General features: G+C 59.9%; 20 protein-coding genes and 1 tRNA gene. 7 read left to right on the forward strand and 14 right to left on the reverse strand.

The window, feature by feature from the left end:
- Positions 1–51: 51 nt before the first annotated feature.
- On the reverse strand, positions 52–948 hold the full coding sequence (locus tag HPDFL43_RS16100) for a LysR family transcriptional regulator (protein WP_007195890.1): 897 nt from the start codon (positions 946–948) through the stop codon (positions 52–54).
- Positions 949–1065: 117 nt separating this feature from the next.
- Here HPDFL43_RS16100 and HPDFL43_RS16105 point away from each other — a divergent pair, with 117 nt between their 5' ends.
- From HPDFL43_RS16105 to HPDFL43_RS16120, 4 genes are all read left to right on the forward strand, one after another.
- A complete protein-coding gene (locus HPDFL43_RS16105) occupies positions 1066–1494 on the forward strand; it encodes a DoxX family protein (RefSeq protein ID WP_040449009.1) in 429 nt (142 codons plus the stop codon).
- Positions 1495–1560: 66 nt separating this feature from the next.
- Complete coding sequence (locus tag HPDFL43_RS16110; RefSeq protein WP_007198448.1) at positions 1561–2448, forward strand: VOC family protein; 888 nt, start codon at positions 1561–1563, stop codon at positions 2446–2448.
- Between the two features lie 9 nt (positions 2449–2457).
- Positions 2458–2958, forward strand: a complete 501-nt coding sequence (locus tag HPDFL43_RS16115) for a cytochrome b (protein ID WP_007198449.1) — start codon at positions 2458–2460, stop codon at positions 2956–2958.
- A gap of 77 nt (positions 2959–3035) precedes the next feature.
- Positions 3036–3641 (forward strand): protein-methionine-sulfoxide reductase heme-binding subunit MsrQ, encoded by a 606-nt coding sequence (locus tag HPDFL43_RS16120; RefSeq protein WP_007198450.1) that lies wholly within the window; start codon positions 3036–3038, stop codon positions 3639–3641.
- Between the two features lie 275 nt (positions 3642–3916).
- Here the strand turns inward: HPDFL43_RS16120 and HPDFL43_RS16125 are convergent, their stop codons facing one another.
- Together HPDFL43_RS16125 and HPDFL43_RS16140 are read right to left on the reverse strand one after the other, a co-directional pair.
- Positions 3917–4948, reverse strand: coding sequence for a Fe(3+) ABC transporter substrate-binding protein (locus HPDFL43_RS16125; RefSeq protein WP_007198451.1), 1032 nt, complete (start codon positions 4946–4948; stop codon positions 3917–3919).
- Positions 4949–6657: 1709 nt separating this feature from the next.
- Positions 6658–6734, reverse strand: a tRNA-Ile gene (locus HPDFL43_RS16140).
- Positions 6735–7087: 353 nt separating this feature from the next.
- Here HPDFL43_RS16140 and HPDFL43_RS16145 point away from each other — a divergent pair.
- Positions 7088–7858: an SIMPL domain-containing protein gene (locus tag HPDFL43_RS16145; RefSeq protein ID WP_040449287.1), complete on the forward strand. Its 771-nt coding sequence runs from the start codon at positions 7088–7090 to the stop codon at positions 7856–7858.
- Positions 7859–7943: 85 nt separating this feature from the next.
- On the opposite strand, the gene HPDFL43_RS16150 is transcribed toward HPDFL43_RS16145, so the two are convergent.
- From HPDFL43_RS16150 to HPDFL43_RS16165, 4 genes are all read right to left on the reverse strand, one after another.
- Positions 7944–8342: a hypothetical protein gene (locus HPDFL43_RS16150; protein WP_007198455.1), complete on the reverse strand. Its 399-nt coding sequence runs from the start codon at positions 8340–8342 to the stop codon at positions 7944–7946.
- Between the two features lie 215 nt (positions 8343–8557).
- Positions 8558–9157 carry a GNAT family N-acetyltransferase gene (locus HPDFL43_RS16155; protein WP_007198456.1) on the reverse strand — a complete coding sequence of 200 codons (600 nt, stop codon included), beginning with the start codon at positions 9155–9157 and terminating at the stop codon, positions 8558–8560.
- Between the two features lie 4 nt (positions 9158–9161).
- Positions 9162–9575, reverse strand: a complete 414-nt coding sequence (locus tag HPDFL43_RS16160; RefSeq protein WP_007198457.1) for a ketosteroid isomerase-related protein — start codon at positions 9573–9575, stop codon at positions 9162–9164.
- 889 nt (positions 9576–10464) lie between these two features.
- Positions 10465–11598, reverse strand: coding sequence for a DUF930 domain-containing protein (locus HPDFL43_RS16165; RefSeq protein WP_156970305.1), 1134 nt, complete (start codon positions 11596–11598; stop codon positions 10465–10467).
- 243 nt (positions 11599–11841) lie between these two features.
- Here HPDFL43_RS16165 and HPDFL43_RS16170 point away from each other — a divergent pair, with 243 nt between their 5' ends.
- Positions 11842–12465 (forward strand): glutathione S-transferase family protein, encoded by a 624-nt coding sequence (locus HPDFL43_RS16170; protein ID WP_007198459.1) that lies wholly within the window; start codon positions 11842–11844, stop codon positions 12463–12465.
- Between the two features lie 113 nt (positions 12466–12578).
- Here the strand turns inward: HPDFL43_RS16170 and HPDFL43_RS21470 are convergent, their stop codons facing one another.
- The 6 genes from HPDFL43_RS21470 to HPDFL43_RS16200 form a co-directional block, all read right to left on the reverse strand.
- Positions 12579–14777, reverse strand: a complete 2199-nt coding sequence (locus HPDFL43_RS21470; protein ID WP_007198460.1) for a methyl-accepting chemotaxis protein — start codon at positions 14775–14777, stop codon at positions 12579–12581.
- Between the two features lie 448 nt (positions 14778–15225).
- Positions 15226–17268, reverse strand: coding sequence for an RNA polymerase sigma factor RpoD (rpoD, locus tag HPDFL43_RS16180; RefSeq protein WP_007198461.1), 2043 nt, complete (start codon positions 17266–17268; stop codon positions 15226–15228).
- A 563-nt stretch (positions 17269–17831) separates the two neighbouring features.
- Positions 17832–19829, reverse strand: coding sequence for a DNA primase (gene dnaG / locus HPDFL43_RS16185; protein ID WP_040450386.1), 1998 nt, complete (start codon positions 19827–19829; stop codon positions 17832–17834).
- Between the two features lie 281 nt (positions 19830–20110).
- On the reverse strand, positions 20111–20851 hold the full coding sequence (locus HPDFL43_RS16190; protein WP_007198463.1) for a helix-turn-helix transcriptional regulator: 741 nt from the start codon (positions 20849–20851) through the stop codon (positions 20111–20113).
- Positions 20852–20854: 3 nt separating this feature from the next.
- Positions 20855–21148 carry a hypothetical protein gene (locus HPDFL43_RS16195; protein ID WP_007198464.1) on the reverse strand — a complete coding sequence of 98 codons (294 nt, stop codon included), beginning with the start codon at positions 21146–21148 and terminating at the stop codon, positions 20855–20857.
- 187 nt (positions 21149–21335) lie between these two features.
- Positions 21336–21785: a GatB/YqeY domain-containing protein gene (locus tag HPDFL43_RS16200; RefSeq protein ID WP_007198465.1), complete on the reverse strand. Its 450-nt coding sequence runs from the start codon at positions 21783–21785 to the stop codon at positions 21336–21338.
- 322 nt (positions 21786–22107) lie between these two features.
- On the opposite strand from HPDFL43_RS16200, the gene carA reads away from it, so the two are divergent.
- Positions 22108–23304 carry a glutamine-hydrolyzing carbamoyl-phosphate synthase small subunit gene (gene carA, locus HPDFL43_RS16205; RefSeq protein WP_040450387.1) on the forward strand — a complete coding sequence of 399 codons (1197 nt, stop codon included), beginning with the start codon at positions 22108–22110 and terminating at the stop codon, positions 23302–23304.
- A 98-nt stretch (positions 23305–23402) separates the two neighbouring features.
- On the opposite strand, the gene HPDFL43_RS16210 is transcribed toward carA, so the two are convergent.
- Positions 23403–23828 carry a hypothetical protein gene (locus HPDFL43_RS16210; RefSeq protein WP_007198467.1) on the reverse strand — a complete coding sequence of 142 codons (426 nt, stop codon included), beginning with the start codon at positions 23826–23828 and terminating at the stop codon, positions 23403–23405.
- Between the last annotated feature and the right edge of the window lie 147 nt (positions 23829–23975).

Raw genomic sequence — 23975 nt, forward strand, 5'->3', positions numbered from 1 at the left:
ATACACCAAACAAACTGGACCCTCTCAGTCACACATCTGGCCTTCGATAGGCTACTTCAAGATGCTGGAAAATCCATCGGGTCCGGCCAAGAAATCCAGAAAACTTCTCACCTTCGCAGGCAGATAGCTGCGATCAGCATAGATGGCCTGAATATGTAATTTCGGCCACGCGATCATCGGCAGTACGGCTTCAAGTCTGCCGTCTTCTATATCGTCCTGAGCGGCCCAGTTCGGAAGCATGGCAAAGCCCATGCCAGCAACAGCCGCTTGATGGAGAATGCTCTCGTTGGCGCTCACCAAGATTGGCCTGAGTTTGACATCTACCCCGTCTTCACCGCCGAACTTGATCCGGCCGTCCGCAGCTACCTGATCATAAGCAAGCATAGGCGCGTTGTTGAGATCACCGGTGGTTTTGGGACGGCCAAAGTTATCCAGAAAAGCAGGGGCAGCTACCAGTTGAAACGTAACATCTGCCAGTTTTCGCGCGATCAAGCCCTCATCCAACTTAAACGCAACACGCAGTGCCAGATCGACACCCTCTTCAACCATGCTTATCTTGCGGCCACTTAAGTCGACATCAAAAGTCACATGCGGGTTTAGCTGATGATAGGCGGTCAATAGTTTCGCAAAGGCCGGATTGGACATCCAGACAGGCATCGACATTCTGAGCGTACCGCGCGGCGAAAGACTGTTTGAGATCAATTGCGCTTCGGCTTTGGCTAGCTCGTCAAGCAAAGGGCGGATCGTTTGCAGGTACTGCGCGCCAGCCTCGGTCAGACTGACGTTCCGGCTGTTGCGATTGAGCAGGCGCGCACCGACGCGCGCTTCGACATGTTTGACGTGTTTGCTGGTCATCGCAGGCGAGAGGCCAAGGCGCTCCGCCACGGCAGAGAAGTTTTTGTGTTCAGCGACTTCGGCAAAAACACGCAGGCTCAGAAGTGTGTCCATTATCAACTCACAGTAAACGGTAGACCAATTAATAGCCTAATGATGCCTCTAGGGGAATGGTTTATTCCTGATCTCATCCCAACACGCTAAAGAAGCGGTTTTTAGGAAGAGAACGACATGACAACGATTGACACGAACCCCGTACAAGCCGGCAAGGGCTGGACTATTGGCCTATGGGGCGCCCAAGGCCTTTTGGCCGCAATGTTCCTGATGGCAGGCTCGACAAAGCTGATGTCCGGATCGGCCGAATTGGTCGCGATGGGTATGGGCTGGGCGGAAAACGCGCCCTTATTCCTGATCAAATTCATTGGCCTTGCCGAGGTAGCAGGCGCGCTTGGCCTGATCCTGCCATCTGCGACACGCATCATGCCGCATCTGACGAAACTGGCCGCGACCGGTCTGGCCGTGATTATGGTTCTGGCCGCTGGCCTGCACATCACACGCGGCGAATTCGAAGTGGTGCCGGTCAACGTGATCCTCTTTGCACTGACCGCATTTGTGATCTGGGGCCGCACCAAGAAGGCACCGATCGCACCGCGCGCTTGATCCACCCTGACGCGCCCCGGCCTCTCCCGCCGGGGCGCCCTTTCTTCTGCAATAGGTCGCCATCCCATGCTCAATTCCGTGCCCCTCACCAAAACAAACCTTTCCCCGCAATATGACCGCGTGTCGTGGGGGGTGGTCGAGCTTCAGGTGACCGACCTTGATCGTGCGATTGAATTCTGGAGCTCGGCCCTGGGATTGATCGAACGCGATCAGTCAGCGTCCGGCATCGCACTCGGAACAAGGGATCGCACACTGATCGTCCTTCATTCCGGCGCGGATACCCCTGTCGCAGCCCCTTACACGGGCATGTATCATGTCGCGATTGGCGTGCGCAGTCAGGCCGAATTTTCCCGCATGCTTGCCCGTTTGATCCAACTGAACGTGCAAGTCGGGCCGACGGATCACTTGATGGCGAAATCGCTATATCTCCAAGATCCTGATGGCCTGGAGATCGAGATCACCTATGAGACACCTGAAAGGTTTGGCCATTTCGGCGATATGTCTAAGGGCCTGACTTTGTACAGTGTTAACGGCGAAGCCCATTCTGGGCGCGGACCGCTGGATGTGCGGGCCGAACTGTCACATGCGGCGGGCGCAGACCCGATGGCACCCTTGGCGGACGACAGCTACCTCGCGCATCTGCACTTCAAAGTCCCAGCACTTGAGCCTGCTTTGGAATGGTACGAGACCCTTGGATTTGAGCGTCACCTGACGCTGGACGCTTGGGGCTTTGCCGATATGGGCGCGGGCGCTCCCAACACGCACCGTTTGGCCATGAATATCTGGGCCGGCCCCAATAACCCGCCTATGCCGCAAGGTATGGCTGGGTTGGTGCACTACGAATTGATCACACACAGCGAGATTGTCGCCTCACCACATCTGCGCCAAGACGGCGATGCCTTGCGCGGAACCGATCCCGCAGGCGTCGCAGTTACCCTTCGCAGTGCCAAATAGGGGCGCCTCATGACAAATTCCCCGACATCCTACCGCCCCGCACAGATCGTTTTGCACTGGGTCGTTTTCGCGGCCATCTGGGTGCAATGGCTTATCAACGAGCCTATGAAACGCACCATAGAGGCGATGCAGACTGGCGCTACGTCTGCAGGCAACGACATGACCATGGCCTGGGTTCATGTAGGCTTTGGATCGACGATCTTTATTGCTGTGATGGCACGGCTTTATCTGCGCTACCGCTTTGGTGCGCCTGGTCACGCCCCTGGCACATCCCCGACGCAGGCCAAGATTGCCACAATTGTACACTGGTCGCTTTACGGAACACTGATTGGCATGGTGATCACGGGTGGGATGACATGGAACGGTGTCGCTGATTTGGGCTATGTGCATTGGCTTTTGAATATTGTGCTCTTCGGCCTGATCACCGCCCACGCTGCTGCGGCCATTTTTAACCAGTACGTGCGCAAGGACGGCACGCTGGCGCGGATGATCCCTGCCATTAAGAAGTGAAGATATCGCCCGAGACGCGACGGAAACCAACGGCTCGGGCGTATCACCCCGAAATCCACATGAGTTTGGACCCCGAAATGAAACGTTTCTTTGAAGCAACCTCACCTTACTTCACATGGGCAGTGCTGGCTTCTCTCGGGATCATGATGACATTCACCGCGCTGACATCCGATGATCCTCGGATTTTCCATCAACTAGTGCACCCGTCCGGTGAAACCTCCGCACGGTTGTTGATCGTGCTGATGATGGCGACCCCTTTGGCGATGCTGCTGAAGGGATGGCGCGGACCGCAATGGTTGAAACGCAACCGCCGTTACTTGGGCGTTGCTTCTTTTGGCTATGCGCTGCTGCACACGATTTTCTACCTGCTAGACAAAGCGTCTGTGGCCACTGTGGTCGGGGAATTGCCGCGGCTTTATATCTGGACCGGCTGGATCGCGTTTATCATATTTGTGCCACTGGCTCTGACGTCCATGGATTACTTCGTGCGCAAAATGGGCAAGTGGTGGAAGTGGTTGCAACGCTGGACCTATGCCGCCGCCGTGTTGACACTGGTGCACTGGGCCGCATTGAACGATTGGGACGGCGCGGCACCCGCCCTGATCCACTTTGGTCCCCTGATCGTGCTTGAGGCCTACCGTATTTGGTACTGGTATCTGCGGCCACGACCCGTCGTGGCATAGTGATCAGCTGAAGATCGAAGATCAACCTATCACGCAAAGCGAAGTGGTTGGTTTCTAGAGCCACGGTGCCACTCGTTATTCTTGCGTTCGATACTTGAGGATGAGACCTGACATTAACAGATGGAGCGCGCATGTCCGCTCAAGGGCCGAAAGCCCCACCACACCACACCACCGCACACAAAAAGGCCCGGACGCCAAATGCCCAGGCCTCTTCATGTCTCCCGGGGGCGAACGGTCATTGCCCCGGGAGTGAACTCTGTTGGCTCTGTCGCGGCTTACTTGTAGCCGACCTCATTGTAGATTTCCTGGGCGCGGGTCTGGTTTTCACCCAGCGCCGACAGGTTGAGCGTATCGGCGGTAAACTCGCCCAGGCCCTCGACCGCCGAATTGGCTTCGACGCCTTCCACGACCGGATATTCATTGTTGCCATTGGCGAAGTAGCTCTGGGCGGATTCGCTGGTCAGATACTCCATGAACTTCACCGCATTTTCAGCATGCGGAGCATGCGCGGTCAGGGCAACACCCGAGATGTTGACATGGGTGCCATTGCCGCCCTGGTCCGGGAAGACGATGCCGATCCGCTCAACCGCGTCGCTCAGCCCTTCCACGGAGCCGGTGATCGCGCGCACGAAATAATAGGTGTTGGACAGCGCGATCGCGCATTCGCCCGAGGCAATGCCGCGAAGCTGGTCGGTGTCGCCGCCCTGCGGCTCACGCGCCAGATTGTCCTTCAGACCCTGTGCCCAGGCCTTGGCGGCCTCTTCGCCATTGTGCGCGATCTGCGAGGCAAGCAGCGAGAGCATGTAGATGTTGGTGCCCGAGCGGGCGCAGACCTGGCCCTTGTATTTCGGGTCGGCCAGATCGGCATAGGTCTGCGGCGGTTCGCTGACCTTGTCCTTGTCATAGAAGATCACTCGGGCGCGGGTCGACACGCCGAACCAGTGGCCATCGGGATGACGCAATGCTTCGGGAATGCGCTCTGCAAGCACCTCCGACTGCACCGGAGCCAGCAATCCGGCCTGGTCGGCGCGCCAGATGCGGCCGGCATCGACGGTGATGAACACATCGGCCGGGCTGTTGGCGCCTTCCGCCTTCAGCCGCTCGATCAGCTCGTCATCCTTGGCCTCGATCAGGTTGACCTTGATGCCGGTGGCATCGGTGAAATCGCTGTAAAGCCGCTCGTCGGTGTCATAGTGGCGCGAGGAATAGATATTGACCTCACCTTCCGCATGCGCCGGAAGGGCCGTGCCGGCAAACATCGAAACAGAAGCGAGAAGCGCGAGCAGTCTTGGAGCCGAAATGGCCATAGATAACCTCCCTGGGTTTCAGACAATTAAACATGACTGTTAATATCATGTTTATTAATCACCCAGAACGGTGTCAACAGCGGGAATCCTAAAACCGGACTTTTTGTTGAAAGTTTTTGCAGTCAGCCCACGCCACCCGTTTGACGCCGCAGCCTCCAGCCACGAGTCGAGCGGTCCTCGCACCCGGCCCGGCAGACCCTTATCTTCCACAAGTCATTGTTTTTAAAAGAAATTGTGCGTCGCCACAACAACCCGGATTCAGATTCATTGATTCTATTGGCTAATTGGGTGCTTGCCATATTTGGTTCCCGGACTCGTCGCCACATAAGTGCGGATTCAGAGGTCTCATCGCCAGATAAGTTCGGATTCAAACAGCGACCCCTGTCACGCCGCCCTAACTTGGCTCAGCTCTTAAGAGCACAATGCCCGATGGTCACTGAGTCGTGTAGCAGAATTCTCGCTTGGTATCATTGTTGGTCCAGCAAGCCCGGTTCAGACTAATACTCGTTAAACTTATGGTCGAACCGTTTATCAGATAGGGCTGACTTCTCTGACCTGCTTCCCTGAGATGTCCTCGATTTTGGGTTAGCCTGTTCCACCACGCCGGGGGACACGATCGAAACCTCCACAACCGAATAACCCCGCTCGGTAATCTGAGCGTCACCATCCCGCTCGAAATCGTCACTCAATTTGACTTTGCCCATCAAGGCCTTCTTTCCTCGAAAGAAGGGGAGAAGACATCTACAAATCTAGGGGTAATTCAAATACCTACAATTGCGATTGGTTCAATTTCAATATGACGGCATCACGAGAAACGTGTAAGGGTGTTCGCGTTAGGCGTTTAACTTTTGGCCGAGTTATGGTAGTTTTTTTTGCAACATCCTGAAAAAATCACACATCTCGGAACCGACTTTTCGCTGAAGCACCTGTGGGCCCGAACTGACTCGTTCGAGTGGCGAAAAGTCACTGGTGAAACGGTAGTTTTTGACGTTACCACGATGTTTACCGATCATTGTTACACAGACGAACAGTTACCTTTCGTAGAGGGCTGCTACGCTGTTGAAGGCAATATAAAAAACAGAGTTTTTTGCCCTGATCGATATGCAAGATCGATACAACTTCCTCATCTACTTAATTCGCTTATTTGTAAACCAGGGACCGGAGTTAATCTCACGCAAAAACGCAATTGGATGAGTCTTGTGCTCGCTATGGAGCCTCCATTGAAGCACGGAGACAGATACTATATTTTCTTTCATGTGAAAGGAACAGGTATCCAGAACAATGGGCGACATGAGGTGATTCTGTACGTAGAGAGCGCGTACGCAAAGGAGTTGCGCATTGATGTCAGGAGACGAGCCCCGTTTGGACGAGTTGTGGAAGAGACTGTCTTTGGAATTCAGCAAACTAAAGGCGGCAAAAGCCGCCCTTAGTGGTATTCCAACTCGACCTACCAAGCCTTTCGGCCCATCGGCGTAACCGTATGACTGAGGTCTCCCCCAGTGGGCTAGCGCTATCCGCAGTATACTGCGTCAGTCGCTCTATCGCTAGCTACCTCCACGCGTTTCATCGCAGAAGCTCAAATTACAACTTTCTTATACCGCACATGTTCCCAAAAAATCAACAAGAATCTTAATTGAGTCCGCACTTATGTGGCGACGAGTCCGGACTTGTGGTGGCTGAGTCCGCCCTGTTGTGGCGATGGACAGAAATGGTGGGCCCGGAGGGACTCGAACCCCCAACCAATCCGTTATGAGCGGACGGCTCTAACCAGTTGAGCTACAGGCCCGGAGGGTCACGGCAGCCCATTGTGCTGCGCGCAGGCCGCAATTGCAAAAATTGTGGCCAATATCCTCGACCGGACTGACCGTCCGGAGGTTGGCGGTTTAGCCCAAAACATCTGCCTTCACAAGAAGGCGCAAGCACGCAATTGCGATGCCGGGCACAGTGCGCGAGCCCCAGGCCATAGCCCCGGCGTTACAGCCAAACGGTTGCTCTATACCGGCCGAAAACCCTGACACCGCACAGCCTTGAGCGGAAGAGAACGCTTGCAGGCTAAAGCCGCTCGCCGCAATGCGTCCACATTCGCGCGCCAGAAAAGGGCCGTCACAACATTGTGCACCAATCGGATCGGAGATTTTCATGACCTCAGCATTGCTTGCGCGCCGCCGCGCGCTTGTCGCGGGCGCTTTCGCAGCCGGCCTGTTTGCCGCGGGCTTGCTCGCGCCCCAGCCTGCCGCCCATGCCCAGGAGGCCGGCGCGGCTGAGCCCGGTGTGATCACCGTGTCCGCAGAAGGCGTGGCCGCAATTGCACCCGACATGGCCGTGATCTCGCTGACCGTGCTGCGCGAAGCTGAAACCGCGCGCGCGGCCCTTGATGCCAACAACGAGGCGATGAGCCAGGTTCTCGAAGCCATGAAGGCCGAAGGCATCGCCGAGCGCGATCTGCAGACAGGCAATTTCTCGATCCAGCCGCGCTGGGTCTACCCGCAGCAAACCAACAACCAGGCAGAAGAGCCGCGGATCGTCGGCTACACGGTCAACAACACGCTCACCGTGCGCCTTCGCGACCTGGCCCGCCTTGGCGCCATTCTCGACAGCTCGGTCAGCCTCGGGGTCAACCAGGGTGGCAACATCCTGTTCACCAATGATGATCAGGAGGCGATCCGCCAGACCGCCCGCATTGACGCGGTCAACAAGGCCAAAGCCAAAGCAGAGACAATCTCCGAAGCGCTCGGCGTCGAGCTTGGCCGCATCAAGCAGGTGTCCGAGAACGCCCGCGGCAGCGCTCCAATACCGATGATGCAGGCCGAGATGGCAATGGCCTCCAGATCCGCGGACGCGGTCCCGGTGGCAGCCGGCGAGAGCGAGTATCGCGTCACCGTCAGCGTCACCTGGGAAATCGACCAGTAGCAACGCCAGGGCCTGAATTGACACAGCAAAACCCCGGGACGCTGAGCTCCCGGGGTTTTGTGTCAAAAGCTGTTGTGTGGCGGCTCTAGCGGCGGACGGCGATCACCGGGCAACGGTGCTCATTGGCAAAAACAACCCGCACCGGGCGGTGGTGCTTGAAGCCCTCAATGACAACCCGGCGGTAACCGGCGCGAACGATGTCGGCGCGACGGACGCCCATGTGGCGGGCCTTCTTGAGCGCGCGGTGCGGCTTGCAGAAGCCCCGGTCGTAGCCGCGGCGGCCTTCAAAACGGTCCCATCCACCGCGATGATGGCGATCCCAGCCGCCGCGATGGTCACGGTCATGGATCATGAAACCGCTGCCTCCGCCGCCAATGGAAAGGCTGAAACCGACATCGCCGGCGGTGGCGGCGGGAGCGGAGGCGGCAAAGCCGGCGGTTGCGACGACGATGGCTGCGAGGGCATTGCGGAACATGGTGTTCATGGCGGTTCTCCTGGTTTGGCGGCGTTGCGCCTGAGCTTTGGGGCTGGATCTGGGTCTCTGGCCTGTTGTCTCGACCGGTTAGCCTGATCGATTGAGACCACCCTAGACCCGTCCGCCTGAACCGAACCGGAACCCTCCATTCATGTTGCGTTCAGCTAGACGGGATGCTCCCCGGGCGCGCTACGCCACCGCCACCAGCCTTCTATTTCGCCGTCTCAGATGTCACGGCCCCAGACCTGGAGCGGTTTGACGCTTTCGTGAGCCTCCCCCGCATCGCGCCAGGAAAATTCGGCCTGCAAACCCTCGAGCGGCCTATAGCCGATGCGCCGCCAGAAAGCGTCGAGCGGCACATAGTCCGCTGGCCGCGCCGGATGATCGGCAGGCCGCACCACAGAGGCAAACACGGCCTTCTCAAAGCCCTGCGAGCGCGCTGCCGCCTCACGCATCTCGAAGAAGGCGCGGCCCGCGCCCTGCCCCCGATACCCGGGCAGCAGCACCGATTCGGCGAGATAGAAAAAGTCCTTCGGATCAAGCCCGGCGCGGGCAAAGGGGGCCGCGAACTCTCTCGCATGATCGGCCAGCGGTGCGGCCGTTGCCGCCCCCACCATGCGCCCGGAGCCATCACGCGCGGCCACGATCACCGCGCCATCGGAGGCAGCGAAGCGGCTGAGATAGCGCCGCTCATAGTCAAGATCGCCATCATAGAGATAAGGCCAGTCGGCAAACACCGCGATCCTGAGCCGCGCCAGATCATCAAGCGCTGCCTCAAGCTCGCTTGCCGCAAGCACCGAAAAGGACAGCGCACCAGCAACCATCGGCTCAGCCGGCCTTCACCTGGGCGATCCAGTCATTGAGATTGTAGGTGGTCGTTACCCGGCTGATCAGCCCGTCATCGATTTCGAAGAAGATGCCGGCGGGCAGCGAATAGCGCTGGCCATTGGCCTCGGGCAGCCCCTCGTCGGTGGCAAGATAGCTGCCATGCACGGTGAATTCGGCCGCCGACCGGCTGCCGCTCTCATTGACCATGATTTCGATGTCGGCGAGGTTTTCGTCATAATGCCGGGTCATCCTGGCGTTGAACCAGCGGAATTTCTCCCGGCCGATCTCGCGCCCGCCCTGGTTCACATCATGGATCACATCCTCGCCGAGACAGGCAAGCATCCCGTCAAAATCCTTGGCGTTGAAGGCCTCAAGATAGGTGCGGATCAGGGCGGCAGTGGCATCACGGCTCATGGTGGTCTCCGGAAGGGAATTGCAGTTTCAGCACTGGTGCCACAGGCCACGACAATCAGGCAAGAGGGCAGCATCACTTCACTGCCCGTATCATGCAGAACGATGCGGCGGCGCAGGCAACGCGCGTCACCGCGCACGCCAGATCCCCCTTCGGCGCAAACCGCCGGCGGGTTCGAAGCAGGTGAAGGTCCGGAGGGCCGCGCGCAGGCTGTGCCGTTCGGAAATTTGGTTGGTGTGCATGTTCCGTCAGAGACGAGACATGCTGGGTGGCGCAGCTTGCGCGCGGGCCCGATTGCCGCCGGATGGTGTCCGCATCCGACAGGCGGTCGCGTGCCGCTTAATCGCCACCCGGACACGAGCGGCTCAAAACGGCATCCGGCTTCATCCGGCACGTGCCTGACCTTGCGTTGAAAATGCGAAGACGCCCAAGCGCCGAACAGGATGTCAAACGCCCGCTCCGCATCCGCAAGGCGGCCCGCCACAGGCCCGTTTCCTCCCCCGTCCCGGCTGCCGGCCGGCGCTGGCCGGCACAAGGGACAAGGGGTTCTCCGGTGGCTGGCTTGGCCGATCATCCCTTCAAGGAAACCCCTCAGGGCTGATCCTGCTGCCAGCGGAACCCGCCGGTGCACCGCCTCCTCCGTCGTCCTGCCGCACGTTACCGCAGAAACCGGGAGGCCTTCCTCCCGCCTGGCCCGGTACGTTTTCGGGTCCATCCGGTGACGGGAGTGCGAAAATGATGGCACGGATGCCGGAAGTGGGGATGAAATTGGGGGATGCATTGTGACAGACCATTGAAATTGCTGGACTTGCCATTGCGGATTTTCCCCAGAGCCAGCAACGTTCAGCGAACCTCAATGTCCCTCCTTGCGGGGGAGATCAGGGCGACCCCTCAAAAATCCGGAAAGCCCCTTGCCCGCCACTCTTCGCGCGGAATCGGGTCGCCGACCTTGAGCGCGAAGTCGATGACGCGCAGGGCGCCGTCGTCGACGGTGCAGCGGAAATTGAGATTGTACCAGGCGCCATCGGCGCGGAAGGCGGCATTGGGGACGGCGAGCACATTGCCGCTTTCGAGCTGGTAGGCGGGCAGCAATTCGGGGCGGAAGGGCGGCGCGCCGTAGCGCAATTGTTCGCGCAGCTCGGTGGTGCAAAGCTGGCTGGCGCGCACGTCGCGCGGCAGATCGCCCAACGCCGTCAGCGCCGCCCGGTTCTGCGTCAGATCCGGTGAAAACAGCTGCTCGGCCTTTGCCAGCGGCTCTGATTCGGAAGGCGGTACGGTTTCGGCCGGTTCCTCAACCGTGGTGTTAGTTGGCGCAACGGTGGCCTCGGCCGCTTCCCCCAGGCCCTCGCCCTCACCCAAACCGTTTTCGGGCAGACCGCTTTCCGGCAAGGCAATCTCCGGCAGGGAGATGGCGGAGTCCGACTCACCTGGTGCCGGGGTCTCTGCGTCTTCGACCGGGTCGGTTGCCGCGTCTTGCGCTGGCGGCTCGGGCGCGTCGACGCGTCCGCCATCGGGCGCCGGCTCCGAACCGCGCTCCTCCTCGCCAAACTCGAACACCGGCCTGAGGGTGGGTATCGGGATGCGATCCGCCGCGATGGCGTCCGGCGGCGTTGGCAACGCGGCCGCCTCGGGCGGGGATTGCGGTTCTGGCTCAGGCTCAGGTTCCGGCTCGGGTTCCGGTTCCGGGGCCTCGGGTTCCGGGGCCTCGGGTTCGGGGGCTTCGGGTTCGGGCGCTGGCTCTTCCACGACTTCCGGCTCCGGCTCCGGTGCCGGTTCTTCCGGTACGGCCTCCTCCACCGGGTCAGCCTCAGGCTCCCCAGCCGGCTCGGGCTCAGGTTCAGGCTCTGGCTCAGGTTCGGGTGGAGGGACCAGCGTGACCTCAATCGCGGTATCTTCAGGCTCCGGCGGGCGCTCGGGCAAGCTCGGGTCCAGGAACAGCCAGGCCAGGATCAGGCCATGCAGACCCAGCGAGATGGATAATCCCCTGGCGAATGGTCCGAACCTGACGCTTTGAAAAACACGCATGACGCATTCCATAGCAGCAAATGCGTGTCTTTGAGGGCACTGCAGCAAAGCTTTGTGATCACATTGATGTTTTCAACCATTTGCATGGGAGCCGACGGGTTTACGCGCCCTGATCCAGGACCGCTGGCGGCCGCAGGACCCGGCCCGATCAAATCCCGGCCTGATCAAATCCGCGCTTGCCCGCCGGCCCGGCGCCTGCGAAGACTTCGGTGAGCAACACGGAACCCACGGAGGAACAGGCAGATGAGCGGATACACGCTGTACTGGAGGCGGGGCTCGGGATCGGTGGTGATCGAGGCCGCGCTGCGCATGATCGGCGCGGATTTCAACTGTGTCGAGATGCAAGACAGCGCCATGTGCCAGACGCCGGAATTCCTGGCGCTCAACCCGGCCGGGAAAGTGCCGGTGCTCGCCTGCCCCTCGGGCCCGGTGATTGCCGAAAGTGCCGCGATCCTGCTGGTGCTCGATGATCTGTTGCCCGAAGCGAGGCTGTTGCCGCCGCACGGCACGCCGGGACGCTCCAAGGCCGTGCAATGGCTGATCTTCATGAGCGCCAACATCTACACCGCAGACCTGCGCTACTATTACCCCGAGCGCCACACCACAGACACAAGCCCCGCGGCGGCCGCGGCGATCAAGCGGCAGTCAGCTCTCGACATGGACCGCGACTTCGCCCAGATCGCCTCAGCCATCGAAGGGCCGTTCCTGCTCGGCGAGACCATGACCATCACCGATGTCTATGCCGCCATGCTCGCCGACTGGCACGCTCCGGCGATGCAACTGCCGGAGATCGCAACGCTGGTTGCCCATGTACTGGAGAATGAAGCGGTGCGCACGGCCTGGGAAAATCAGGGGTTTGGCGGGTAGGCCGGGCGGGCTCAAGCAGCAAGGATCACGAAAAGTTCGAAATCCCCGCCGCCTGAGCACCGCCCTTGCTTTCGATCACCGGCAAAACCGGTGCGGCTTGCGTCCGCCTTGGCTCAAGCCGCGCGGCGCTGACCCTGTTTCGCAGATCCATTGGTCTCGGCGAAGCGAAACTGCCCGACAAGCGCGGCGAGCTCTGAGCTGTCGCTCGCCAAACGGTGGGTCACGGCCGTGGTCTCTTCCACCATCGCGGCGTTCTGCTGGGTGGACTGATCCAGGCTGCTGACCGCGTTGTTGCATTCGTTCAGCCCGGTGGACTGCTCGCTTGCAGCCGTCGCGATGCTCTCGATATGCTTGGAAATGTCATTGATGTGCTGGGCGATCAGATCGAGCGCTTCGCCCGTGGCGGTCACATGTTTGACGCCATCGGCCACTTCAACCGAGGACTCGCTGATCAGTTCCTTGATTTCCTTGGCCGCCGTCGCCGAGCGCTGTGCCAGCTCGCGCACTTCCTGAGCAACCACGGCAAACCCCTTGCCAGCTTCCCCGGCGCGGGCAGCCTCAACACCGGCATTGAGCGCCAGCAGGTTGGTCTGGAATGCGATGTCATCGATCACACCGATGATCGAATTGATCCGGCCTGACGCACTCTCGATCTTGCCCATGGACTCAACCGCATTGCGGACGACGACAAGCGAATCATCGGTGCTTTTGCGCGTCTCGGCAGCCATCTTGGACGCATCGCGCGCGCTGACGGACGAGTGGCTGACCGTTGCAGTGATCTGCTCAAGCGCCGAAGACGTTTCCTGAAGCGCTGCGGCCTGCTGTTCCGTGCGATTGCACAGATCGTCCGCCGCGGCGCGCATTTCACCGGCGCCCGCATTGATAGGATCAATCGCCCCTTTGACCCGGGACATGGTGTCGCCCAGGCGCTCAACCGCCGCATTGAAGTTGAGTCTCAACTTGTCGAGCTCCGCGGAGAACGGTGTGTCGATCGACACCATCAGATTGCCCTCGGCAAGCTGGTTGAGCGCATCCGCGAAAGTTGCCACGGCGTGATCGGTTGCAGCCGCATCAGCCGCCTTTGCAGCCTCACGGGCAGAGCGCTCCTGATCGGTGAGCGAGCGCTGCTGCTCGATTTCGCCTTGGATGCGGATCTTCTCCAGCCCCTGATCCTGAAACACCTTGAGGGCCCGGGACATGCTGCCAATCTCATCGGTAAGCTTTTGCCCCGGAACAGTGAGATCGAGATCACCACGGGCAATGCTGGTCATGGCCTGGGTAAGCCCCGCCAGCGGACCGGTGATCGAACGGATCACCAGCAACGCAGCCACCGCCACTGCAACGATCACAGCGAGATTGCTGGCTCCCGAAACAATCATGTGGCGCGTACCGGCACCGGCGATTGCTTCGACATCATGCAGGATGTCTTCGGCAACCATTTTTTCCATTGCTCTGAGCGCTTCGATGCGCGCGGTCGTCACGTCGAACCAGGTCTTGCCATCAATTCCGGAGGCCTTGATATCGCCGTGCGCGGTGATCAATGCGGTGCGAAGTTCCTGGACCCGGTCAATGCCGGCCTCTTTCAGGAGTTTTTTGTATTTTTCGCGCTTGTCGGCAGGCTCGTTGGCCAGGAAGAGATCGGTCAGAAGGTTCTGCTTCCCGATATCCTTGTTGAACTCGAGATAGTTCTTCTCGGCCAACTCTCCAGTGGCAATGGCGCCCGCCACAAGTCCGCGTTCAAGACCTGCATATTCCTTGACGTCGCCAAGATCGGTCAGCGCCACGATCTGCGTGGCCACCCGGACATCCGGAGACAATTGGGCCGCGTGAAACCCGACGTCCATCACATGATGGATAATCTTGGCATAGAAATCGAGGTTAGCATCCAGGCTGATGGACTTGGCGTCGATCGCCGCACGGTGCGCGGCGATACCTTTGACTTCCTCTTCAATCTCGACAAAGCTCTCATAAAGCTCGCCATGTGTGAGATGGCCAAAATGTTCCACGACATCATGATAGCGCTTGATTTCACTATCAACCTTCAGCCGCGCAGCAAGCATCGCCGCCTGCGCCGCATCCGAACCTGATCCGATAAAGCCGGCGGATGTTCCGCGCTCGGTCTGCATCGTGTGAACAAGATCGCCCAGCTCGACGACAACCTCGACCAGTTCAGCCAGGAACCGCGCCTCCGAATTTTCTTTCAAAGTGCTGGTAAAGCTGATGAGTGAAACCGCAAGCAAGGCGATCAGCGGAAGCACCACCACAAGCGCAATACGTTTGGAGATGGTGAGTTTCGTAAGCAGATTGGACATGTCGGCCTCGCATAATCTGTTGGAACAAACAGGCGCCTTGAAGGCGGTTCGGAGGCTTCATGCCCGGGCGGCAATATCTTGCTTGTCACATTAAGAAATCATTTCATTATTGAACGATACCTGTAATTTTTCATATTTTTTGATTAATTAGTCGGTAAGGTTGACCGTAACCTTTTACGCAACCAAATTGTGAAGAAAGCAACTGCCATTGCGAACCGCGTGGTCAGGCAAGCTCACAAGAAAGCCCAGCTACGGCGGCTGGCGGAAAACAAAGAACCCGGCACTATGGCCGGGTTTTGAGTTTGGGAGTTGCCCCCTCACTTGCGACTTCTGTCGCTTGGCGACAGCAAGGGCGGCAGGCAACCTTCGTGCGCTGAAATCAACTGTGTTGATCTCTTGCCTACGGCAATCGCTTCGAAGTCTCTCCCACCAGAGGAGAGAGAATCCATCAGCTGTCCAGGAAGCTCCTGAGCTTGCGTGACCGGCTCGGGTGCTTGAGCTTGCGCAGCGCCTTGGCCTCGATCTGGCGGATGCGTTCGCGGGTGACCGAGAATTGCTGGCCGACTTCCTCAAGCGTGTGGTCGGTGTTCATGCCGATGCCGAAGCGCATTCTGAGCACGCGTTCTTCGCGTGGCGTCAGCGAGGCTAGCACGCGGGTGGTGGTCTCGCGCAGGTTCGCCTGGATCGCCGCGTCGATCGGCAGGATGGCGTTCTTGTCCTCGATGAAGTCTCCCAGATGCGAATCTTCCTCGTCGCCGACCGGCGTTTCGAGGCTGATCGGCTCCTTGGCGATTTTCAGCACCTTGCGCACCTTCTCGAGCGGCATGGCGAGCTTTTCGGCCAGTTCTTCCGGAGTCGGCTCGCGGCCGATCTCGTGCAGCATCTGGCGCGATGTGCGGACGATCTTGTTGATGGTCTCGATCATGTGCACCGGAATACGGATGGTGCGCGCCTGGTCGGCGATCGAGCGGGTGATCGCCTGCCGGATCCACCAGGTGGCATAGGTCGAAAACTTGTAGCCGCGGCGGTATTCGAACTTGTCCACCGCCTTCATCAACCCGATATTGCCTTCCTGGATCAGATCCAGGAACTGCAGGCCGCGGTTGGTGTATTTCTTGGCAATCGAGATCACCAGGCGGAGATTGGCCTCGACCATTTCCTTCTTGGCGATGCGCGCCTCGCGCTCACCCTTCTGCACCATCTGCACGATGCGGCGGAATTCGGAGATCGAGATGCCGGTTTCCTGGGCCAGATACTGGATCTCGGCACGCAGGTCGCGAATGTTGGTGGATTCGGACTTGGCGAAATCCTTCCAGCCCTTGGCGGACAGGTTGGCGATCGACTTCATCCAGTTGGGGTCAAGCTCGGCACCGGAATATTGCGCCAGGAAGTCGTCGCGCTTCACACCATAGCTTTCGGCCAGGCGCAGCAGGCGGCCTTCATTGGAAACCAGACGCTTGTTGATGTCGTAGAGCTGCTCGACAAGGCTGTCGATGCGGTTCTGGTTGAGCGACAGCGACTTGACCGCAGTGATCAGAGCTTCCTTGAGCTCCTTGTAGCGGCGCTCCTGAGCCGGCGACAGCGTGCCGGTGGCGGCAAGGCGGGCCTCGACCTGCTGGTCCTGAAGCTTTCTCAGCTTCTTGTAGGTGTCCGCGATGGTGTCGAGCGTTTCCATCACCTGCGGGCGCAGCTCCGCTTCCATGGCGGCGAGCGAGAGATTGTTCTCGTCGTCGTCGTCATCGTCCTCTTCATACTGACCTTCGCCGCCGACATTGGTGATGTCGTCGGACTTGGCCTTCTCGGCGCGCGCCTTTTCCTTCTCCTCGGCGACCTTGCGGTCAGCCTCGATCTTCTCGGGGCTCTGGAACTGCGGCGCAGCCTTGGCCTCGGGACCGGAATAGGTGGTTTCCAGATCGATGATCTCACGCAGCAGCGTGGCGCCCTCATTGAGCTCCTCGCGCCAGATGATGATCGCCTGGAAGGTCAGCGGGCTTTCGCAGAGGCCCGCGATCATGGTCTCGCGGCCTGCCTCGATGCGCTTGGCAATGGCGATTTCGCCCTCGCGCGACAGTAGCTCCACCGAGCCCATTTCGCGCAGATACATGCGCACCGGATCATCGGTGCGGTCGGTCGGCTCTTTTTTCTTTGTGGCAGCAACGGCCGTGCCGCCAGCGGTTGCAACTTCGCCGCCCTCGCTCGTTTCCGCAGAGTCGTCGTCGCTGTCCTTGTCCTCGCTGGCCTCGTCTTCCTCGACCACATTGATGCCCATATCGGAGAGCATCGAAAGGATGTCCTCGATCTGTTCGGAGGTCACTTCCTCCGACGGCAGAACAGCATTGAGCTCGTCCATGGTAACGTAACCTCGTTTTTTCGAGGTCTTGATCATCTTTTTGACGGCATCATCCGACAGGTCGAGCAACGGCCCGTCAGGCCCACCGGCCTCGCGCTCGTTCTCGGTGTCGTCTGCTGCTTCTTTTACCTTGCTTGCCATGAACAGTCACTTTCCCCGGATCTCATTCGGTTGATGTCAGCCTGGTGCCTGCGAACCGGCGCCTGACCCCGCCGATAACGGGCTCTTGTCGCCAATCATCCGGATTGTTGTGGCCTACCGATGCTTAATTCCCTATTAACCATGCCAGCCATTAGGCCCTGCCACCGTGAAGATGGCCGGATGGTCCAGCACCACCGCTCACCCCACAAGCCGCGTGATACCATTCCTGTTTCGTCAATTTTCGCGTCGCGCAGCGGCAAGCATTCATCGAGGAAGTGTCCAGGGTTTTGCCCAGCAAGCGCCAAGTCGCCATCCTCAGTGAACGCATTAAATCTGACCAACGCGATACGCATTAGGTGATTCCCACAAAAAACCGCTCCGTCAAGGCCAAACGGGCAAAAACCGGGTCTTTGTGGCAATTACAGCCAGATTCACCGATTTCACCGCCATAGCCGAGGCTGGATCCGGAACTCCGATCCCCCTATGTAGGAGCCTGATCCGGCGACACAAGTGGGCCAGGGCAGAATCCCATGCGCCCAGGCAGAATCGCGACTTCTGCCGCCTCAACCGGCCTGGCCCCGGCCACCCTTGACCCGCCCGGACAATACGCCGAAGCCGTCGATAATGGCCTCCTGGTTCTCGAGCCGGGCAATCTCCAGCTGCACCTGCTGCAGCGCCGCCATGATGGCGTAGCTCTGCTCGGCATCCTCGCACTCGACGATGTCGCGTTCGAGCTCGGCCTTTTGCCACTTGAGATCCCGGGTTCGCTTGTGCAGCGCCAGCGCCTGGCTGTAGCCCTCACGGGCGTCTTCGGCAGCGGCCTCCACGGTCGCGGTCCAGATCCGCGCGTTGCGGACCTGGCTTTCCAGACGGGCGAGCAACTCCCCCTGCCCCTCCGCCTCCAACGCTTCATAGAGCCGTTCGCGGTCAAACCGCCCGCCGACCGATGCAGCATCAAGCATCACCTGCCAGATCCGCATCAGCCCCTTGTCGTCAAATTCCAGCGTCGAAAGCTCGTCAAAATCCTCGTGCAGCATCTGCGGATGGTTGGCGACCGTCATCACCAGCACGGTTTCGCGCAGCGACGGCATTTCGCCATGACCGCGCACCAGCCCGGAGCGTGTCAGCCGCTCCGACACCGCCAGCCCGCGTGACGATTGCATCGATTGTGGCCCGCCGCCACGCCCGCCACCATAACCGCGCTCGGATCCGCCACGGCCGCCGCCGCCACGCTGGTAGCCGCCGCGTCCATCACCATTTCGTTGCCCGTAGCCGCCACCGCCAAAAAACGCCTGCATCCGCTCGCGCATGTCCTGCTGGTAATGCCGCCGGACACTCTCATCGGCGATCTGCGAGGTGATCTGGCGCAGCCTGGCTTCAAGTTCGGCGCGGCTTTCAGGTGTCTCGAACACCCCGGACCCGGCCTCCCGGCTCCACACCACATCGGCAAGCGCGCGCGCCTGTTCCAGCAGCTGATCAAACGGCGCCCGGCCGTCCTGACGCACCAGATCGTCGGGATCCTTGCCCGGTGGCAGCACCGCAAAGCGCAGCGAACGGCCCGGCGCGATCAGCGGCAGTGCCAGATCGGCGGTGCGGTTGGCGGCGCGCTGGCCGGCCTCATCGCCGTCAAAGCACAGCACCGGCTGAGGCGTGACCCGCCATATCAGCTTGAGCTGGTTCTCCGTCAGCGCCGTGCCCAGCGGCGCAACCGCGTTCTCGACGCCGGCCTGGGCCAGCGCGATCACATCCATATAGCCCTCAACAACGACCAGGGTGCCGTCCTGGCCGCAGGCGCGCCGGGCACGGGCAAAATTGTAAAGAACATTGCTCTTGTGAAACAGCTCGGTCTCGTTGGAATTGAGATACTTGGCTGGCGCAGTGGGAGACAGCGCCCGCCCGCCAAAGGCGATCACACGCTCGCGCGAGGACAGGATCGGAAACATGATGCGATCGCGGAACCGGTCATAGGAGACAGCGATATCGGGCCCGTGCACCACCAGGCCACAGGCCTCGATCTGGTCCTTGTCAACGCCGCGTGACGCCAGGTGCTCCTTGAGCGCGCTGCGGCTGTCGGGACTGTAGCCAAGCCGGAAGGCTACGATGGTGCGCCCCGACAGGCCGCGGTCACGCAGATAGGCGCGCGCCTTGGCACCTTCCGCGCCCTGAAGCTGGCTTTCGAAGAACTCCGCCGCCATCTCCATCACATCTTCCAGGCTGGCGCGCTTTTGTTCACGGCGCGCAGCCTCGGGGTCAGGCGCAGGCATGGCCACGCCCGCCATATCCGCAATCCGTTCCACGGCTTCAGGGAAATTCAGGTTTTCCAGCTCGGTCAGAAACTTGAAATGGTCGCCCGACACACCGCAGCCAAAGCAATGGTAGCGGCCCTTGCGGTCCTCGCAGTGGAAACTTGGGCTCTTCTCGCCATGGAACGGGCAGCAGGCCCACCAGTCGCCACGCGACGTGTTGGTCTTTTTCCGGTCCCACGTCACATGACGCCCGATCACGTCCGAGATCGGGACGCGCTCGCGGATGTCGTCAAGAAAGGACGGGGAAAACCGCAAGATCCGATAGGCCTCCGGTGCCTGGCAATGGTTGAGGGACAACACCCTATATAGGCCTCGCGCGCCGGACAGGCAAAGACCTTGGCGAGCCTCTCCCGGTTTTGCACAAGGCGCACCCGCTTTGTCGCCCAAGCCAGACCGGTCCTATGGGCCACTTTTCCGTAAACTGCTTGGGTACAACGCAATTCCGGACGGAAAACCGGTTCCCACTTTTCCTGGAATTGCTTGGCCGCAGCGCAATTCCGGACGGAAAACCGGTTCCCACTTTTCCTGGAATTGCTTTAGCGGAACAAGCCCAGCCGGATGGCCTGAACCACAGCCTGGGTGCGGTTGGAGCAGCCAAGCTTCTGGGTGGCAATGGTCGCGTAATGATTGACCGTGTGCTCGGAAAGGCCGGTGATCCGCGCGATTTCCGCGCTCGTCTTGCCCTCTGCGGTCCACTGCAGCACTTCGGTTTCCCGGGCATTGAGAACCAGCTTGGCCGTGTCCTCGTTTGCGGTGATCTGAGAAAGCTGGTCCACCAGCAGGGTTGCGAACATCGCCAATGACGGCAGCTCCGTCGCGGAAAGCGGCTTGCGCGCCCCCATGAAGCACACGGCAAACCGCTGGCCACGCCCATCCTGCACCGGAAAATAGACACCCATTGTCACACCGAAACGGGTGAACAGCTCCTTGGCGGATGCCTGCTCGGCGCCATCGCGCTCACTGTCGATGTTTTCAACTTCAAACAGAAGCGGCGTGATCTGCTTGCGCAGCCTCTCAAGCACCGGGCTGTTCTTGCCAAGCTCGAGACGATCATAGTCGGCGATCAGCTCCGGGGGCCAGCTCGAAATCACCGATATGTGGGACATCACCTGTGCGCTTTCCGAGACCATCGCCGGTATCGTCAGCACCGAAAAATAGCGAAAACCATAGCTTAAGCAGGTCTTTCGCAGCACCTGGATGGCATCAAATGTGGTCCGGATCTTGGAAATTGGTTCATAAAGCGGTGTGGAATAAACAGGATTTGAAAGCGCATTCATCAATCAAGCCTCCGTCGCAAGAACGGGGCGGATCAACATCCGGCACATCTGCTCACCGGCAAATGGATCGCCCTTTGTCTTGCGCAGACGCAAGCTGTTGGGGCCGGCAAGCACGCGCCGGCCCTGCCCATCATCCTTGGCACAAATGGCAAAGCGAACGCCATTGCGGCGTGCAAATCGGCGCACGCCCAGTGAATCGTCCGCTTTTTTTGCCGGAAACAGCGGACGGTTGGTTTCGGCACGCGCCCCCTCGCGAACCCAAACGAAATGTATAGGTGAAACAACCTCTCGCGACATCAACAGCCCTTCTGTGAGAAAAACCTAGGCACGGCTAAAAAAGCGCCAGGAACGTGGGACCTGACCGTTAGCCGCGCCGACCCACACAATCAATAAGCGAAATCTAGCCTATTGCGCCAAAGCCGGAGCGCAATTCTCGTTTTCCAGACAAAAGTTTACCACCCATGCAAGGGGCGGCGACACAGGCCTATTGCAACAGGCCTTTTACCATTCCGCTTGCCTTGGAAAAATCCATCTGACCGGGATAGCGCTCCTTGAGCACGTTCATGCACTTGCCCATGTCGCGCAAGCCTTGCGCACCGGTCTCGTTGATGACCCCGGCGCACAACTCACGCACTTCCTCTTCCGGAAGCTGCTTGGGAAGAAACTGGCGAATGATGGCAATTTCATCGCGTTCCTGCTCAGCCAGTTCAAGCCGGGCATTTTCCTCATAGATCGCCGCAGATTCTTCACGCTGCTTGATCATCTTGGTCAGGATCTGGAGAATCTCCTCGTCGCTGACGGGATCCTTGCCGGCACCGCGATTCGCAATATCACGGTCCTTGATTGCAGCCTGAATCAACCTCAGCGTCGACACGCGGCGCGAGTCTTTGCTGCGAATGGCATCCTTGAGCGTTTCGTTAAAACGTTCGCGCATGATCAAAATATCTCCGGCAGTTTCTTACGTCCACATCGGGGACCTGCAGTCACAGGTTCACAGGATTAGCCTTAGCGCCACGTCCTGTTCAAGCAAATTATTGCCTGTGCAGGCAGGCTGGGCTGATTGACCGCAGCCCGAGCCTTGTCTATTTACCGGCATCTGCATGACTGGATGGAGCGCGCATTGGACACGGGAACTGCATTCCGCGTCCGGCTTTCTTCCTGAGTAAAATGGCCACTGTCCTGCCTCGTATCAAGGGGCGCAAGTGGTGACAATGCAGGCCCGTCAATGCCGACAGGGCAAAGCCAATGGAGCGGACATGACCACGAGCCCCTGGACCAAGACCAAGCCAACTGCCGTTCTGGTGTTTGCCGACGGAACCGTCATCGAGGGCCAGGGCGTGGGCGCCACTGGCCAGGTGCAGGCGGAGGTCTGCTTCAACACCGCTTTGACAGGGTACCAGGAGATCCTCACCGACCCATCCTATATGGGACAGATCGTGACCTTCACATTCCCCCATATCGGCAACATCGGCGCCAATGACGAGGACATCGAGGATCTGACCCCGGCGGCGCGCACCGGCGCGCTTGGAGCCGTGTTCAAGGCAGACGTGACCGAACCATCGAACTACCGCTCGGCCAAGCATTTTGACGCCTGGCTCAAGGCCCGCGGCATTATCGGCCTTTCCGGCATCGACACCCGCGCCCTGACTGCCTGGATCCGCGAAAACGGTGCGCCCAATGCAGTCATCGCGCACGATCCGTCCGGCAATTTCGATATTCCTGCGCTCACGGCCCAGGCAGCAGCGTGGAGCGGCCTGGAAGGCCTTGATCTGGCCAAGGATGCAACATCCGGCCAGTCATCGAGCTGGACGCAAGGCCCCTGGGTCTGGGATCAGGGATTCGCGGAGAATGGCGAAACGACCGCCCACATCGTCGCCATCGATTATGGCGTCAAGCGCAACATCCTGCGGCTTTTCTCAGGGCTTGGCTGCAAGGTCACCGTTGTGCCTGCCAACATGGGCGCCGAGGACATTCTGGCGATGGCGCCCGACGGCATCTTCCTGTCCAACGGCCCTGGCGACCCGGCGGCCACCGGCGAATATGCGGTGCCGGTCATCAAAAAGCTGGTCGACAGCGGCATTCCGGTCTTCGGGATCTGCCTTGGCCACCAGATGCTGGCGCTGGCGCTCGGCGGCACCACGATGAAAATGCATCAGGGCCATCACGGGGCCAACCACCCGGTCAAGGATCACACCACCGGCAAGGTCGAGATCGTGTCCATGAACCATGGTTTTGCGGTGGATTCGGACAGCCTGCCCGAAGGCGTCGAGGAAACGCATGTGTCGCTGTTTGACGGCACCAATTGCGGTCTGCGCCTGGCCGGCAAGCCGGTGTTCTCGGTGCAGCATCACCCGGAAGCCTCGCCCGGCCCGCAGGACAGCCACTATCTCTTCCGCCGCTTCATGAACCTCGTGCGCGAACGTCAGGGTGAGCCCTCGCTTTCGGAGCGCTGAAGTCAAGCGGCCGGACGACACGCGCTCAAGCCCATACTCAAGGACAAGGCCGCGGCAGGGGACGCCCGCCGCGGCGACCTGAAAGACCGCGAAAACACTCAGGCGTGCGCCTGGCGCGGACTGCGGAACACCAGCAGGAACAGAATCACGAAGGTGAGATTGGCGAGAGCGTTGAGCGGCACACCGGCTGCGATCGACCCGATAGAATCCACCACGAACCAGCTGTAGAGCCCGGTCATGGTGATCGAGCGGACGGCGGCAAGGTGTTCGGGCATCAGATAATCCGCCAGTTTCCACAGCGTCACGCCCCAGCCGACCATGACGCCGCCGGAAATCGCCATGAAGACACGGGTTTCGGGCAGTGCGAGAGTTTGCAGCCCATCCATCGGCCAGATCAGCAGATCCGCGAGTATCATTACCGGCCCGGCCAGCGGCGGCCAGGCGCCGGCGGCCAGCAGCAGTCCGAAGCCGATGACGACGGCCGAAGCGGCCTTGAGCCAGGTTTGCTTAGTTGCAATGTCCATGTCGAAAACTCCCTTGTTGACGATGCCATGAGAGCGCCCCACCCGACGCTGCGCAATTACCTTGAAGGTAAGTGACAGACCTTGCCGCCTCTCTATGATGGGTGACGTTCGGACGCTTGAACAAGTGCTGCAACCGCGGCGAAGGAG

Origin of the sequence: Hoeflea phototrophica DFL-43 (assembly GCF_000154705.2) — a bacterium.
In the GTDB taxonomy this organism is placed as follows: domain Bacteria; phylum Pseudomonadota; class Alphaproteobacteria; order Rhizobiales; family Rhizobiaceae; genus Hoeflea; species Hoeflea phototrophica.

Excerpts from the sequence above, each read along its gene's own strand:
- HPDFL43_RS16145 (WP_040449287.1), top strand. The coding sequence starts at position 7,088 with ATGACCTCAGCATTGCTTGCGCGCCGCCGCGCGCTTGTCGCGGGCGCT.
- HPDFL43_RS16100 (WP_007195890.1), bottom strand. The coding sequence starts at position 948 with ATGGACACACTTCTGAGCCTGCGTGTTTTTGCCGAAGTCGCTGAACAC.
- HPDFL43_RS16120 (WP_007198450.1), top strand. The coding sequence starts at position 3,036 with ATGAAACGTTTCTTTGAAGCAACCTCACCTTACTTCACATGGGCAGTG.
- HPDFL43_RS16190 (WP_007198463.1), bottom strand. The coding sequence starts at position 20,851 with ATGAATGCGCTTTCAAATCCTGTTTATTCCACACCGCTTTATGAACCA.
- HPDFL43_RS16200 (WP_007198465.1), bottom strand. The coding sequence starts at position 21,785 with ATGCGCGAACGTTTTAACGAAACGCTCAAGGATGCCATTCGCAGCAAA.
- HPDFL43_RS16170 (WP_007198459.1), top strand. The coding sequence starts at position 11,842 with ATGAGCGGATACACGCTGTACTGGAGGCGGGGCTCGGGATCGGTGGTG.
- HPDFL43_RS16115 (WP_007198449.1), top strand. The coding sequence starts at position 2,458 with ATGACAAATTCCCCGACATCCTACCGCCCCGCACAGATCGTTTTGCAC.
- HPDFL43_RS16195 (WP_007198464.1), bottom strand. The coding sequence starts at position 21,148 with ATGTCGCGAGAGGTTGTTTCACCTATACATTTCGTTTGGGTTCGCGAG.
- HPDFL43_RS16105 (WP_040449009.1), top strand. The coding sequence starts at position 1,066 with ATGACAACGATTGACACGAACCCCGTACAAGCCGGCAAGGGCTGGACT.
- HPDFL43_RS21470 (WP_007198460.1), bottom strand. The coding sequence starts at position 14,777 with ATGTCCAATCTGCTTACGAAACTCACCATCTCCAAACGTATTGCGCTT.
- HPDFL43_RS16165 (WP_156970305.1), bottom strand. The coding sequence starts at position 11,598 with ATGCGTGTTTTTCAAAGCGTCAGGTTCGGACCATTCGCCAGGGGATTA.
- HPDFL43_RS16110 (WP_007198448.1), top strand. The coding sequence starts at position 1,561 with ATGCTCAATTCCGTGCCCCTCACCAAAACAAACCTTTCCCCGCAATAT.
- HPDFL43_RS16125 (WP_007198451.1), bottom strand. The coding sequence starts at position 4,948 with ATGGCCATTTCGGCTCCAAGACTGCTCGCGCTTCTCGCTTCTGTTTCG.
- HPDFL43_RS16210 (WP_007198467.1), bottom strand. The coding sequence starts at position 23,828 with ATGGACATTGCAACTAAGCAAACCTGGCTCAAGGCCGCTTCGGCCGTC.
- HPDFL43_RS16155 (WP_007198456.1), bottom strand. The coding sequence starts at position 9,157 with ATGGTTGCTGGTGCGCTGTCCTTTTCGGTGCTTGCGGCAAGCGAGCTT.
- rpoD (WP_007198461.1), bottom strand. The coding sequence starts at position 17,268 with ATGGCAAGCAAGGTAAAAGAAGCAGCAGACGACACCGAGAACGAGCGC.
- carA (WP_040450387.1), top strand. The coding sequence starts at position 22,108 with ATGACCACGAGCCCCTGGACCAAGACCAAGCCAACTGCCGTTCTGGTG.
- HPDFL43_RS16160 (WP_007198457.1), bottom strand. The coding sequence starts at position 9,575 with ATGAGCCGTGATGCCACTGCCGCCCTGATCCGCACCTATCTTGAGGCC.
- HPDFL43_RS16150 (WP_007198455.1), bottom strand. The coding sequence starts at position 8,342 with ATGAACACCATGTTCCGCAATGCCCTCGCAGCCATCGTCGTCGCAACC.